Source organism: Pedosphaera parvula Ellin514 (assembly GCF_000172555.1).
Classification (GTDB): domain Bacteria; phylum Verrucomicrobiota; class Verrucomicrobiia; order Limisphaerales; family Pedosphaeraceae; genus Pedosphaera.
The window spans coordinates 19,978-33,332 of sequence record NZ_ABOX02000019.1 but is presented as its reverse complement, the minus strand read 5'-3'; the positions used below and the strand labels follow the sequence as shown (position 1 = coordinate 33,332).

Annotated in this window: 10 protein-coding genes; 5 read left to right on the top strand and 5 right to left on the bottom strand. The window is 52.7% G+C overall.

Features of this window, described 5'->3' with window-relative positions; all coding sequences use genetic code 11:
- Nucleotides 1-82: 82 nt before the first annotated feature.
- From CFLAV_RS15660 to fmt, 4 genes are all read left to right on the top strand, one after another.
- Entirely contained in the window at nucleotides 83-1,531 is a 1,449-nt protein-coding gene (locus CFLAV_RS15660) for an NAD(P)H-hydrate dehydratase (protein ID WP_007415743.1), read from the top strand.
- 67 nt (nucleotides 1,532-1,598) lie between these two features.
- Nucleotides 1,599-2,564 carry a hypothetical protein gene (locus CFLAV_RS15655; RefSeq protein WP_040549037.1) on the top strand — a complete coding sequence of 322 codons (966 nt, stop codon included), beginning with the start codon at nucleotides 1,599-1,601 and terminating at the stop codon, nucleotides 2,562-2,564.
- Between the two features lie 70 nt (nucleotides 2,565-2,634).
- Complete coding sequence (locus tag CFLAV_RS15650; protein ID WP_007415741.1) at nucleotides 2,635-3,216, top strand: adenylate kinase family protein; 582 nt, start codon at nucleotides 2,635-2,637, stop codon at nucleotides 3,214-3,216.
- Between the two features lie 260 nt (nucleotides 3,217-3,476).
- Nucleotides 3,477-4,427 carry a methionyl-tRNA formyltransferase gene (gene fmt, locus CFLAV_RS15645; RefSeq protein WP_007415740.1) on the top strand — a complete coding sequence of 317 codons (951 nt, stop codon included), beginning with the start codon at nucleotides 3,477-3,479 and terminating at the stop codon, nucleotides 4,425-4,427.
- Here the strand turns inward: fmt and CFLAV_RS15640 are convergent.
- The 5 genes from CFLAV_RS15640 to mgtE form a co-directional block, all read right to left on the bottom strand.
- Nucleotides 4,424-4,804, bottom strand: a complete 381-nt coding sequence (locus tag CFLAV_RS15640) for a YkgJ family cysteine cluster protein (protein WP_007415739.1) — start codon at nucleotides 4,802-4,804, stop codon at nucleotides 4,424-4,426. The two genes, fmt and CFLAV_RS15640, sit on opposite strands and share 4 nt — an antisense overlap.
- A 183-nt stretch (nucleotides 4,805-4,987) precedes the next feature.
- Nucleotides 4,988-6,919, bottom strand: a complete 1,932-nt coding sequence (thiC, locus tag CFLAV_RS15635) for a phosphomethylpyrimidine synthase ThiC (protein WP_007415738.1) — start codon at nucleotides 6,917-6,919, stop codon at nucleotides 4,988-4,990.
- Between the two features lie 228 nt (nucleotides 6,920-7,147).
- Nucleotides 7,148-8,479 (bottom strand): ABC transporter ATP-binding protein, encoded by a 1,332-nt coding sequence (locus CFLAV_RS15630; protein WP_007415737.1) that lies wholly within the window; start codon nucleotides 8,477-8,479, stop codon nucleotides 7,148-7,150.
- Between the two features lie 3 nt (nucleotides 8,480-8,482).
- Nucleotides 8,483-10,201, bottom strand: coding sequence for an ABC transporter permease (locus CFLAV_RS15625; RefSeq protein WP_007415736.1), 1,719 nt, complete (start codon nucleotides 10,199-10,201; stop codon nucleotides 8,483-8,485).
- A 100-nt stretch (nucleotides 10,202-10,301) separates the two neighbouring features.
- The gene (gene mgtE, locus CFLAV_RS15620; RefSeq protein ID WP_007415735.1) at nucleotides 10,302-11,684 is read right to left on the bottom strand and encodes a magnesium transporter; all 1,383 of its coding nucleotides are present in this window, start codon (nucleotides 11,682-11,684) and stop codon (nucleotides 10,302-10,304) included.
- Nucleotides 11,685-11,902: 218 nt separating this feature from the next.
- Here mgtE and CFLAV_RS15615 point away from each other — a divergent pair, with 218 nt between their 5' ends.
- The gene (locus tag CFLAV_RS15615) at nucleotides 11,903-13,354 is read left to right on the top strand and encodes an RtcB family protein (RefSeq protein ID WP_007415734.1); all 1,452 of its coding nucleotides are present in this window, start codon (nucleotides 11,903-11,905) and stop codon (nucleotides 13,352-13,354) included.
- The last annotated feature ends 1 nt before the right edge of the window (nucleotide 13,355 follow it).

Genomic DNA, 13,355 nt, shown 5'->3' with positions numbered 1-13,355 from the left:
GGTGCCATGACACGGTTGCCAATTTTGTTTGGACCGCAGCCCAGTAATTCTCTGTTGCTGAGAAATAGTTAAATTTTTCGCCATGCCCATACCTGTTATCAACGTCGCGCAAATGCGTGAATGGGAAAAGGCCTCTTGGGAAGCCGGCAAAACGGAATCCGAAGTCATTATGCGGGTTGGCCAGCTTGTAGCCCGGCGGGCATCGCAAATGGTTCGTCCCGGTCAACTTGTTCTCGTTCTGGCTGGCAAAGGCAATAATGGGAATGACGCGCGACGTGCGCGTGAGCACCTGGCTGACTGGCCTGTTTACCTCCAAGACGTTTCGAATCCGCAGGAAGGAATTTCCGAGCTCCATCAGATTCTCGACCAGCGCCCGGCCTTGATAATTGACGGCCTCTTCGGCATTGGAATTAACCGACCTCTGGACGAACACTGGGCCGCACTCATCCAGCGCATTAATGATTTGCAAACGAAGGTTCTCTCCATTGATGTGCCTTCAGGGCTCAATGCGGATACGGGCGAGCCCATGGGCACTGCAATCCGGGCTTCTGTTACCATGACTCTGGGTGCGCCAAAGCAAGGGCTCCTGCTTCCATCGGCTTGGCCTTATGTTGGTCGTTTGGAGGTCGTGCCGGACATTGGACTGGCAAAATGTCCATTCACTGGCGAAACAAATTGGACGCTTCCCGAAGATTTTAATAATTTCCCTCCTGAGCGTCCCGCAACCGCACACAAGGGAAATTTTGGCAGGATTGCCATTATAGCGGGAAGCCTTGGTTATCATGGCGCGGCAGTATTAGCTGCACGCGGCGCCCAGCGTGCTCAACCCGGCCTAATCACGTTATATACCAATGAAGAGGTTTATCATTCCATCGCACCACAGTTGCAAGCGGTAATGGTTTCAATTTGGAACTCGAAACTCAGCCTGCCGGGCGATTTCAATGCCGTCCTAATTGGGCCCGGTCTGGCTGCCGGGGACATTCCCGATGACATGAAAATGATGACGCGACATGTGTGGCGTGATGCCGCGGTTCCGGTAGTGGTTGATGCCAGCGCGCTTGATTGGTTGCCTCTGGCTCCTTTCCCCAAGAATGCGATCCGTGTCATCACACCGCATCCCGGCGAAGCCAGCCGCATCCTGCGTTGTTCAGCCAAACAGGTCGAGGCGAACCGCCCGAATGCCTTGCGTGAGGTATCCAAACGCCTTGGCAACTGTTGGGTGGTTTTAAAAGGAAATCAAACACTTATCGGTCGAAGTTCGGGTGAAATTTACGTAAATCCATCTGGAAACCCTTATCTCGCCCAGGGCGGCAGTGGTGACGCCTTGTCGGGATACCTGGCCGGGCTGCTCGCCCAGCCCACCTTGCAAGTTGATCCGTTAAAGACGCTTCGCTATGCTGTTTGGCAACATGGCGCCACTGCGGATAAATTAACCGCCACCCGAAACAACTGGATCGTGGAGGATTTGCTCAAAGAACTGGGCAGCGTTGTTCCCGAATTGCAGGATCTTCCCCCATCCAAACCTTCCTGAACTGCCGATCTGGCTCTTAATCTGACATTTAATGTTAATTTTCTTCCTTGGCCTGCGTCCCTCTCCTATGCAAAATTCCATTGTGCATAAGTTTTATTCATTTTGTATTCTTTTGGGTCTCTTTGGCCTGTTGAACGGGACGGCTAATGCTGAAACTCAAACTCTGCATCTTACCGACGGTCAGACCGTGGCTGGTGATGTCGTCTCCATGGACGAGCGAGGAATCGTTCTGCGTCAGGCGGATGGCAAGTACAGCGACCATATCGGCTGGGCAAAACTTTCCCAGGATAACCTCAAGGATCTACAGGGCAATCCCAAGGCGGCCCAGTTTGTTGAGCCATTCATCGAGCTGAGCGCTCAGGATAAAGCCAAGCGAACCGAAATCGAGATCCGACCAGTGCCGCGCCTGGAACGGCCTGCCACACGGTCGCTTATTGGCGGCATCTTTACTTCGGGAATTGGAATTTTTCTTTTCGTGTTGATTTATGCCGCCAACATTTACGCGGCGTATGAAATTGCGCTTTTCCGTGCCCAGTCTCCGGGATTGGTTTGCGGAGTGGCAGCTGTTTTACCCATCATCGGGCCCATTATATTTTTGTCGATGCCGACCAAGATAAAACACAAGGAGACCGAGTGGCAACCGCCTGCCGAAGAGTATATCGAGGAACCGATTCCGGCTGCCGCAGAAGAAGCTTCCGCGGCGGAAGTCGCTTCTGCTGCGCACACGGCAGCCCAACCGGTTGCGACTTCATATCCCCCAGCCAAGATTTTTGCGCGAGGACAATTTACCTTTAACCGCAGGTTCTTTGAAACCCAGGTACCGGGGTTTTTTGCCGTTGTTCGCGCCGAGGCTGATAGGGACATGGTCATGAACGTTCGTTCCAGTCGCGGCACCTACACTGCTCAGCGCATCAGCCGCGTGTCCATGACCGAAGTTAACCTGCAGGTGGAAAAAGAAGGCGCTTCTCATGATGTAACCATCCCTTTCATCGAGATTCAGGAAGTGCAGGTCAAACATAGGGACGCACCATAAATCTAAAAGCAATCGGGACCTGCCGCAGAACCCATCCTGCCATAAAAGATTAAAAACTGACTGACCACGTATGAAGTACCGCACGACACTCCTGTTTGGCGCCCCTGGAGCGGGCAAAGGGACCCAGGGTAAGATTCTGGGAACCATCCCGAATTTCTTCCATTGCGCTTGTGGCGATGTATTTCGCAGCCTGAAGCCGGACAGTCCCATTGGTCGCATTTTTCTCGAATATGCCAATCGTGGTTCGCTCGTTCCCGATAAACCCACAGTGGAACTTTGGGAACAGTTTATCGAAAACAATAAGAAATCGGGACGTTTTAATCCGGATACCGACACGCTGATTCTCGATGGCATTCCACGCAACGTAGCCCAGGCTGAAATGCTAAAAGATACGCTAGATGTGCGTGCCATTTTCTATCTTCGCTGTCCGAACATGAACAAATTGGTGGAGCGTCTCCAACGTCGGGCGCTGAGAGAAAACCGGTTGGATGATGCCAGTTTGGAAGTGATCAAACATCGCTTGAAAACTTACGAGCGCGAAACCAAACCTGTGCTAAATTTTTACGGGAAGGAGATGGTACACAAGATTGATTCGACCCAGACACCTGCCAAGGTCATGTTCGACATCTTGCGTCACATCACAAAAATTTAGCATGTCACAGCAATTTGGAGCGTTTACCGCGAGCGAACTATATTGCCCCAAGTGCAAACGATCGCAGCCTGTCAGGGAAAGGCTCCTGCTGGTCCTGCCATCAGGCGAGTTACACGAATATGTTTGTTCCCGCTGTGCCACTTCATTGGGAGAGCGCGAGACTAAAGCTTCACCTTTGAAACCTGAGGCACGACCGCAACGGCGAGCTCAGGCGCCTCGCAAATTGATAACCCGTTAGCAAAGGCCTTTCCTTCTTTATCATGGAGCGCCTGCGCATCATTTTCATGGGTACCGCCGAACTGGCCTGCGCCAGTCTGGAAGCATTGACCCAACAAACTGATTTTTCGGTAGTTGCCGTGGTCACTCAACCCGATCGACCGAAAGGCCGGGATTTAAAATTACAGCCCTCTCCAGTTAAACAGGTCGCATTGAAGCATGCGTTGCCTGTCCTGCAACCCGAACGTGCCCGCAATCCGGAATTTGTACAGAGCCTTGCAGAATTTAAACCGGACTTGATCGTCGTTGCTGCCTACGGACAGATCCTGCCAAAATCGATTTTGGAATTGCCACGCTTCGGCTGCTTGAATGTTCATACCTCGCTCCTGCCAAAATATCGCGGAGCGGCGCCTATTCAATGGGCTATTCTCGATGGCGAACCGGTGACAGGCGTTACCATCATGAAGATGGATGCCGGTCTCGATACGGGTGACATCCTGACTCAGGAGACCACTCCTATTCAGCACGAGGATAACTCCCAGCTTTTGCATGACCGGCTTGCACAGATTGGGGCGGCGCTTCTGGTTCCGACCATTCGCGAATTCGTGTCCGGCAAGATTATCGCCCGGCCTCAGCCTGTGGAAGGAGTCAGTTATGCCAGGAAGATTTTGAAAGAGGACGGCAAGCTCGATTGGACTCAACCAGCTCACGTGTTATGGAACCGCGTTCGCGGCTTCACCCCCTGGCCAGGCGCGTTTACCCACCTCCCAGCCGAGCCCAAACCTTTGCTCCTCAAAATATGGCAGGCCGAAGTGATTGAAGGAGCATCGGGTAATCCTGGAGAAATCCTGTCCGCAGACAAAACTGGCATTATCATCGCATGCGGAGAGAAGGCTTTGAAAGTAACCACTTTGCAACGCGAGGGCGGACGGAGGATGAATGCACAGGACTTTCTGACAGGGCACAGTTTAAAGCCAGGTCAGAAACTCGGCTAATCCAGTTCGTTGGCCGGCTTGGTGGCTCTTTTTATCAGCCGTTCGTATTCTTCTGGACTCACCAGTTTGGGGATCGCATGACAAACCTTCTCGAATCCGGGAAAGTTCCAAAGATTCGGAAAATCCCGGCACTGTTGCGGCTTCACTGGCTGAACAGCACAGCCATTCTGTTCTAAAAAGATACATTCGCCATTTTCCTTATCCTTCAAGGCAAGCCCACGGCGATCCTGCGTCAACCTGGTGAATTGCTGAATAAAATCGTAATCCTTCAATCCTTTAAAAGCCGCGAGGCGGGTAATCTCATCATCACTCAATCGCACCTGGCCCGGCCAGCGGCAACAGGCAGTGCAGCGCTCACATTCATAAAAAATCGGCACAGCTGGAAATTTAAGGCATACCGCACCAAGCGCAAGTACTGTGCAACGTTTTCCTTTTCAACCAACCCGGAGCCTTCCTTAACCCGGGTAAATTCCCCTGACCGGCGGCGAAACGCAAATGCCGCGGAGAAGATAAATACTTCGACCGCGGCATTTAAACGTTGCTAAATGGAAACAGGGAAATTACGCCTTCGCGTAAACCTCGGCACCTTTCTCGACAAATTCCTTCGATTTATCAGCCATGCCTTTTTTCAAGGCTTCTTCTTCGGCGATCCCCTGCTCCGCTGCGTACTTGCGCACGTCCTCGGTGATTTTCATGGAGCAGAAATGTGGGCCGCACATAGAGCAGAAATGTGCGCTCTTGGCTCCATCCTGAGGCAGAGTTTCGTCGTGGAATTCACGGGCGGTTTCAGGATCGAGACTGAGATTGAACTGGTCTTCCCAACGGAATTCAAAGCGGGCTTTGCTAAGGGCATTATCGCGAAATTGCGCACCGGGATGGCCCTTGGCCAAATCAGCGGCATGGGCGGCAATCTTGTAGGCGATCACGCCATCTTTCACATCCTTCTTGTTGGGCAAGCCGAGATGTTCCTTCGGAGTCACGTAGCAAAGCATCGCACAGCCATACCATCCAATCATTGCGGCACCGATGGCGCTGGTGATGTGATCGTAGCCTGGTGCGATGTCAGTCGTGAGCGGCCCGAGCGTGTAGAAAGGAGCTTCATGGCACCATTCCAACTGTTTGGTCATGTTCTCCTGGATCATGTGCATTGGCACGTGACCAGGACCTTCATTCATGACCTGCACACCACGATCCCAGGCACGTTTGGTTAAATCGCCTTGGACCTTCAGTTCACCAAACTGCGCCTCATCGTTCGCGTCGGCGATGGAACCAGGCCGCAATCCGTCACCAATACTAAAGCTGACGTCGTAAGCAGCCATGATTTCGCAAATATCGTCCCAATGGGTGTAGAGGAAATTCTCCTTGTGATGAGCCAGACACCACTTGGCGAGAATGCTGCCACCACGCGAAACGATACCGGTCGCACGATTCGCAGTGAGCGGGATAAAACGCAACAGCACGCCGGCGTGGATGGTGAAATAGTCGACCCCCTGCTCGCATTGTTCAAGCAGCGTATCACGATAAATTTCCCAGGTCAGTTCTTCCGCCTTGCCGCCGACCTTTTCCAAAGCTTGATAAATCGGCACCGTGCCAATGGGGACAGGCGAATTGCGCAGAATCCATTCCCGTGTGGCATGAATGTTTTTGCCGGTGGAAAGATCCATGACCGTGTCCGCGCCCCACTTGGTTGACCACCGCATCTTCTCAACTTCTTCTTCAATGCTCGATGCGACGGCTGAGTTGCCAATATTGGCATTTATTTTCACGAGGAAGTTGCGCCCGATGATCATCGGTTCCAATTCCGGATGGTTGATATTCGCCGGAATAATGGCGCGACCGCGAGCCACTTCATCACGCACAAACTCAGGCGTGATAAATTTGGGAATGCTGGCGCCCCAGGAATTGCCGAGATGCTGCTGATTAAGCACTCGTCGATCTCCATTCTTATTCTCGATGAGTTCCATCGCCGCTTCGCGACCCATGTTTTCGCGGATGGCGATATATTCCATTTCCGGGGTGATGATTCCCTGACGCGCATACCACAATTGCGAAACAGGATGGCCCTTGGAAGCGCGCAGTGGCCTGTGTGTGGCTGACTCCGGAGCACTCAAGGCTGAGATGGCTGAGTTGTTTCGCTGAGCGGAGCTCTGTGCATGGACGTCCGAAAGATATCCATTGTCCTGCGGTTTCACCCTGCGCCCGTCGTAGGCTTCCACGTCACCACGGGCAATCACCCATTTCTCACGCAGGCGCGGCAAGCCCTTGGTCACGTCACCTTGATAACCGGGATCACCCCAGGGACCGCTGCAATCATAAACCCGCACCGCTTCGTTTGGTTCAGTCTCGCCCTTGAAATTTTTGGTGGCATTCAACGTAATCTCGCGGAATGGCACACGAATATCCTTATGCAGATTGCCGGGCACGTAAACGCGTTTTGAATTAGGCAACTGGTCCGAACTCTTTGGCTCGATGGAGTCTCTAGGTGCGATCATAATGTCGTTCTAATTTGAGTTTTAAATTCGCGCGCGTACGCGTCAGTTCAATCTGCTAATGCTCCGGGGAAGTCTGGAGAAGCTCAGTTCCCTTCGCCAGCATTACCTGGAGCAGGTTCAAAGGGTCTGTTGCGCTCCCGCACAACACTCTCAGCCTTTTCCCACCCATGTGGGACCGGTCGGCTCCCCGTAAATCGTTTAATACACTAGGACGCTGAATTAGCCGCGTCAAGGCTCCATACCGCTATCCGCGCCCACTGGAACCTCCGTTTCGGAGCCACTGGACGGTTGGTCAAAGGGATAGATTACCTTGCGGGTGCTGTTGTATTTGAATAGTTCGGCATAACGTCCCCAGGCAATTATGGTGCGTAAAACACGGTGCGGTTTTTCGTGAGGATAAAGCATGGCGAGTTCGCTGAGGACTACCTCTTCTTCCAGTTCATGATTCTCCGCATTTTTTAACATACGCAGCACGAGATCAAAAACAAAGATGCTCCGCAGCTTGGCGTTTAATAATTGCTTGCGAGCATTCACATCGGCCGCAAGAAACTTCCTCCCCTCGGAGGTGAGCAAAACATTCTGCCCGGGAGTCGTTACCCAGCCAAGCAATTCGGCGGCTTTGACGAACAAAAGCATCTGGGTAAACTCTTTGTCCACTTGTTTGGCCAAAGCGAACAATTCCATTTCACCTTCGTTCTCCAGAATTTCCAGCAGGCCGATGGTGGCAAGTAAAGAAACATTGGGGATGCCGGGAATCGTCGGAGGTGCGGCAGGTGTCACCACCTCATCCGGCATCACAGTCTGGGTGATAATCGCGTGGAGCCGTCGACTTAGCCTGATAAAGTCCGGATGATGCTCATCGCGGGGATAAGGCAGGAAGTTATCGAGCACGGCTCGCAGCGTTCCCGGATTTGCTCCCAAAACCACAATGCGCGTGGCCATGAATACCGCTTCCGAAATGCTGTGCGTGACCATTAGAATACTATTCACCGGCGACGCCTTGTCCGTGTAAATATCGACGACCTCATTGCGGAGCGTTTCGCCGGTCATCACATCCAGCGCACTGAATGGCTCATCCATGCAAAGAATTTCCGGTTCGACTACCAGGGCTCGCGCAATGCCAACGCGCTGTTTCATACCGCCGGACAGTTCTCTGGGAAAAGCTTCCTCAAACCCTTCCAGTCCGACCTTGTCGATTACTTTACGGACCCGTTGCCTCTTTTCAGCATCGGACAAGGGCAGGTTCTCCAGCCCCATGGAAATATTTTGCTGGACGCTGAGCCACGGAAATAAGGCGAAATTTTGAAATACCAGTGCAGCCGAAGGGTTCAAACCTTGCATGCTCTTATTGCGGTACAAGACCTCGCCCGAAGTCGGCTTCAACAGGCCAATCAGAATACGCAGCAATGTGGATTTTCCACACCCGGATGGGCCAAGCATGGCCACCACTTCATGTTCACGCACCTGCAAACTGATGTCGCGCAGGATCTCCATGGCCTTGCTCCCGGCCAGATCATAACGGTGAGAAATGTGTTGGGCTTCCAAAAGAAGTTCTGCCATAAATCAATTATCCAAGCTGTAACGGGTCTGGGCCTGGTGAGTCAAGGGACGCCAGACAAGGCGATTGACCAGAACCACAGTAAATGACATGACTCCCACCGCGGCCCCAAGCAAAGCGAATCTGCCCTCGTCCGTTGCCTGGCTGATAAGCGCCCCAAGTCCGATAGTGCTAAGTGTCTGTCCTTTATATTTCATATATTCAGCGACGATACTGGCATTCCAGGCGCCGCCCATGGCTGTGATCCAGCCTGTCAGCAGTGACGGAAATATTCCCGGCAAAATCAATTTTCGCCAACGTGCGGACAGGGACAACCGTTTCAATCGTGATACTTCCCAGAGTTCGCGAGGAATCGCGCTGCTACCCGAAATCACGTTAAATAAAACATACCATTGAGTTCCCAAAAGCAGGAGAAAGACAGACCCAATGCCCAGCCCACCCCCCAGGGAGAGCACTAATGCTACCACAATCGGAAACAACATCGGGGCGGGAAAGCTGGCTACCATTTGAATAATCGGCTGCATGGCACGGGACCAGCGAGGGTTGCGCCCAATCATTACGCCAACCGGAATGGTCCAAAGCGAGGCCAGAGCGACCGCCGCAATCACTCGTCCGAAGGTCATTGCCGTGCTGAGCAGGATCGACTTCCAGTCAGCTTTGCTGAGTGAATGCAATAATTGAAAATATTTTATTCCGGCAAATATCGCCCCCGAGAGCGCAGCAATAACGAAAAACCATTTCAGAATTTGAGCAAAAACTCGTTTTTGAGAACGGGATTGCGGCTGAGGCAGGCCGGCCGAAAGCATCTTATTGGCTCGCGGCAAAAGTTTGGAAAGCGAGCGGACAAAAGGTCCCCAAAGACGGGAACGGCGAACGCGGTCCCAAAGCCATGATTCTGTTCCTCCGCGGGTCGAGGCATCCTCATCGCTAAATTTTTGGGACCAGGCAACAACCGGTCGCCAAACCAATTGGTCCAAAAACACTATCATTGACCCCATGGCCACCACCCCCATTACCTGCGCGGTGACATTCCCCTGCTCGATCGCGAGGCTCATATACGAGCCCAGACCGGGCAATCGAAAATCATGCGAACCCAGCACGAACGCTTCGCTGACCGTCAAAAAGAACCAACCTCCTGCCATGGAGAGCATGCTGTTCCAAACCAACCCGGAGGCGGCATAAGACAAATCCAGCCGCAGAAAGCGCTGCCACCATGTTAGTTTCGAAAGTCGGGCAACAGCGTTCAGCTCTTCTGGAACCGACTTTAAAGAATAGTAAAAGGAGAAAGTCATGTTCCAAACCTGTCCGGTAAAAATCATCAATACGGAAGCGATTTCCAGTCCCAGGTTGCGATGCGGAAAAAGATGAATCAAACCCAGGACGAATCCCGGAAGAAATCCAAGCACTGGAATGCTCTGAAGAATGTCCAGCATGGGAAGCATCACCCGTTCAGACCCTTTCACCCGGGCGGCCACATAACCGTAAGTCATCGTGAAGAAAAAGGAGATGACATAAGCAATGACTCCCCGGGTGAGGCTAAACAGGGTATAAAGTGGAAGATACCTTAAATCCAGGTGAATCTCTGCGACCGGTTGCAGTTGTCCGGACCATTCCCTGGCCACGGCAGTGATTCCATAGATCACTGCCACCAGTCCGACCAAAACTGCCAGATCAACCCAGCTAAAATTGCGCTGCGGGCGAGGTGCTGATATCTCAAATGCCATGATTCCAGTTTTGAGTGCAATGCCGTGACTCCTCGCAGCACAATGCCTTCAGAAAATTAGTTTCGTGGAATTTCTTTAAAGAGCGAGTTTTTTCTTAAAATTATAGGAGTGTTCCGTGCAGCAACTGGTAAGCGACATTGAAATAGATCACGATGCCGGTCACATCCACCAGAGTTGCCACAAACGGTGCGGAGCAGACGGCAGGATCGAATTTCAAGCGGCGCAGAACCATCGGCAACATGGCACCGACGAGACTTCCCCAGAGCACCACCCCGATCAAACTGCCGCTGATGGTGAGAGCCACCTTCATATAATGCGGGCCGTAATCCTTGAACTTGAGGTGTTGCCAGATGAAAATGCGGGCGAATCCGAGCGTTGCGAGGACGAATCCGAGCGAAAGCCCAGCCATGAGTTCCCGGCGAAAGACACGCGCCCAATCACGCAGAGCCACATCACGGACCGCCATGGCTCGGATAATAAGCGTGGTGGCCTGCGATCCGGAGTTACCGCCACTCGAAAGAATCAGCGGAAGAAATATGGAAAGGATGGCAGCTTTCTCAATTTCACCTTCAAAGTAGCCCATCGCCGTGGACGTAAACATTTCACTGACGAACAGGATCGAAAGCCAGCCCGCGCGCTTTTTGACCATCTGCAGCAGCGTGATCTTCAGGTAAGGTGCGTCCAAGGCCTCCATACCGCCCAGCTTTTGAATGTCTTCCGTGGCTTCCTTTTCAGCCACATCCAAAATATCATCCACCGTGACCACGCCTACGAGAACATCCTTGGAATCCACCACCGGAAGAATCGTCACATCATATTTCCTAAAAGCGGCCACGGCACTTTCCTGATCGTCCGTGGCGCGCAAAGCCAGATTACGGTTCTCAAGGAGTTCCACGACCGGAGTTTGAGGATCGGCAACCACGACATTTCGCAGCCGCACCCAATCCACCAACTTGCCCTTTTCATCGACCACGTAGAGTTGATTTAAGGACTCGCGTTTCCTGCCTTCAACGCGCAAGTAGTTTAGGACTTCCTGCGCATTCCAACTCTGCTTGATGGCGACATACTCCGGAGTCATTCGCCGACCAATGGAATCCTTTGGATAGCCCAGCAGGTCGGAAGCAATTTTACGCTCATTCGGGGATAGCAGATTCAGCAATTTCTGGGTGGCGGCAGCAGGTAGCTCCTCAAGCAAAGCCGTGCGATCGTCAGGGGAAATATCATTAAGTATCTGCGCCACCTGTTCACTGCCGAGGGAATGTAACAACTGCTCCTGCTCCTCCAACGAAAGATATTCAAAAACCTCGGCAGCGGTCTCGTGCGGCAGGATCCGCATAAGCACCGCCTCATCGTCCGATTGCAGGTCGGTAAAAATCTCCGCAATTTCCATCGGTGAAAACCCGCATAGGATTTCCCTCAATTGCGCAAAATTTCTCTGCTTAATTAGCTCTACGAGTTCAGGTTGTAGCAGGTTGCCGATCATCTGAAGCCAATAAAACCTTTATTCAATAAAAGGCAAAGCAAAAATGCCATTTTGCTTCATGCTGAACGGCGATGGAGAAGCAAACTGTCAACTTCTAAGGCATATTCGAATATTTGGCTGAAGAAGGATCTTGCACCAGCGGGGAACAGAGTTGAGGTTTTTAGCAGACTGGCAAATCGGAAGCCGCGAGCCAACGACCGGGGATCGGAGGACTACTCATGTTACAAGTTGAGCGGATTTCAGACACACTTTGGGAGATCCCAAGAGATTGCGAAAAGGGCATGCGCGTGCCAGCCCGGATTTATGCTACAGAGAAATTGATCCAGGAGATGGACGAAACTGTCTACGAACAGATCACCAACGTGGCCACTCTTCCTGGAATTTCCCAATATGCACTCTGCATGCCGGATGGACATTCGGGCTATGGTTTTCCGATTGGTGGCGTCGCCGCCATGGATGTGGAGCAAGGCGGCGTGATTTCTCCGGGTGGGATCGGTTTCGACATCAACTGTGGGATGCGCCTGGTGATCACTAATCTGGTTGAGCGCGAGGTTAAGCCGCGCATCAAGGAATTAACAAACTCGCTCTTCAAAGAAGTGCCGGCAGGTGTGGGCAGCGCCGGGATTCTTAAACTCACGCGCGAAGAATTCCGCAGGGTGATTGAGGAAGGCGCGCGTTGGTGCGTGGCCAACGGCTACGGCTGCGAGGAGGATCTGGCTCTGACGGAGGAACAGGGATGCATCGACGGAGCCGATGCTCTGAAAGTCAGCGAGCGCGCCATCGATCGCGGCCTCAACCAGATCGGCACCCTGGGCTCGGGAAATCACTACCTGGAAGTCCAGGTGGCCCGAAAGGAAAACGTCTTTGATCAGGAATTAGCACACGCTTTTGGCATCACGGCCCCGGACCAGGTAGTGGTGATGTTTCACTGTGGCAGCCGGGGCTTTGGTCATCAGGTGGCAACCGACTATTTGCAAATCTTTTTGAGAGTCATGGAGAACAAATACAGGATCAAAATCCTGGACCGGGAACTGGCCTGCGCCCCGTTCAACTCTCCCGAAGGGCAAAACTATTTCGCCGCCATGAAGTGCGGCATCAACATGTCCTTCGCCAATCGTCAGGTTATTCTTCACCATATCCGCAAAGTGTTTTCGACGATTTTCCAGCGTTCAGCTGAGGACCTGGGTTTGCGCATGGTATATGACGTCGCGCACAATACCGCAAAGCTGGAACGTCATCGTGTGGGCAATCAGGAGCGAATGCTGTTGGTCCACCGTAAAGGCGCAACGCGCGCGTTCGCACCGGGAATGGCGGGAGTTCCAGAACAGTACAAGCAACTCGGCCAGCCTGTCATTATCGGCGGCAGCATGGAGACTGGTTCCTATTTGCTGGTCGGAGTGCCGAGCGGCGCGCAGTCCTTCTTCAGCACCGCGCATGGCAGTGGCCGTACCATGAGCCGGACCAAGGCGCGCAAACTATGGCGTGGACAAAAGCTTCAACACGATCTGGAGCAGCGAGGCATCTATGTTCGCAGTACGTCATGGGCTGGACTGGCGGAGGAGGCTGGCAGCGCTTACAAGGACATCGATGAGGTTATCCACGCCGCCGAAACTGCTGGACTGTGCAAACGTGTCGCCCGGTTCAGCCCCATCGGAAACATCAAAGGATGAA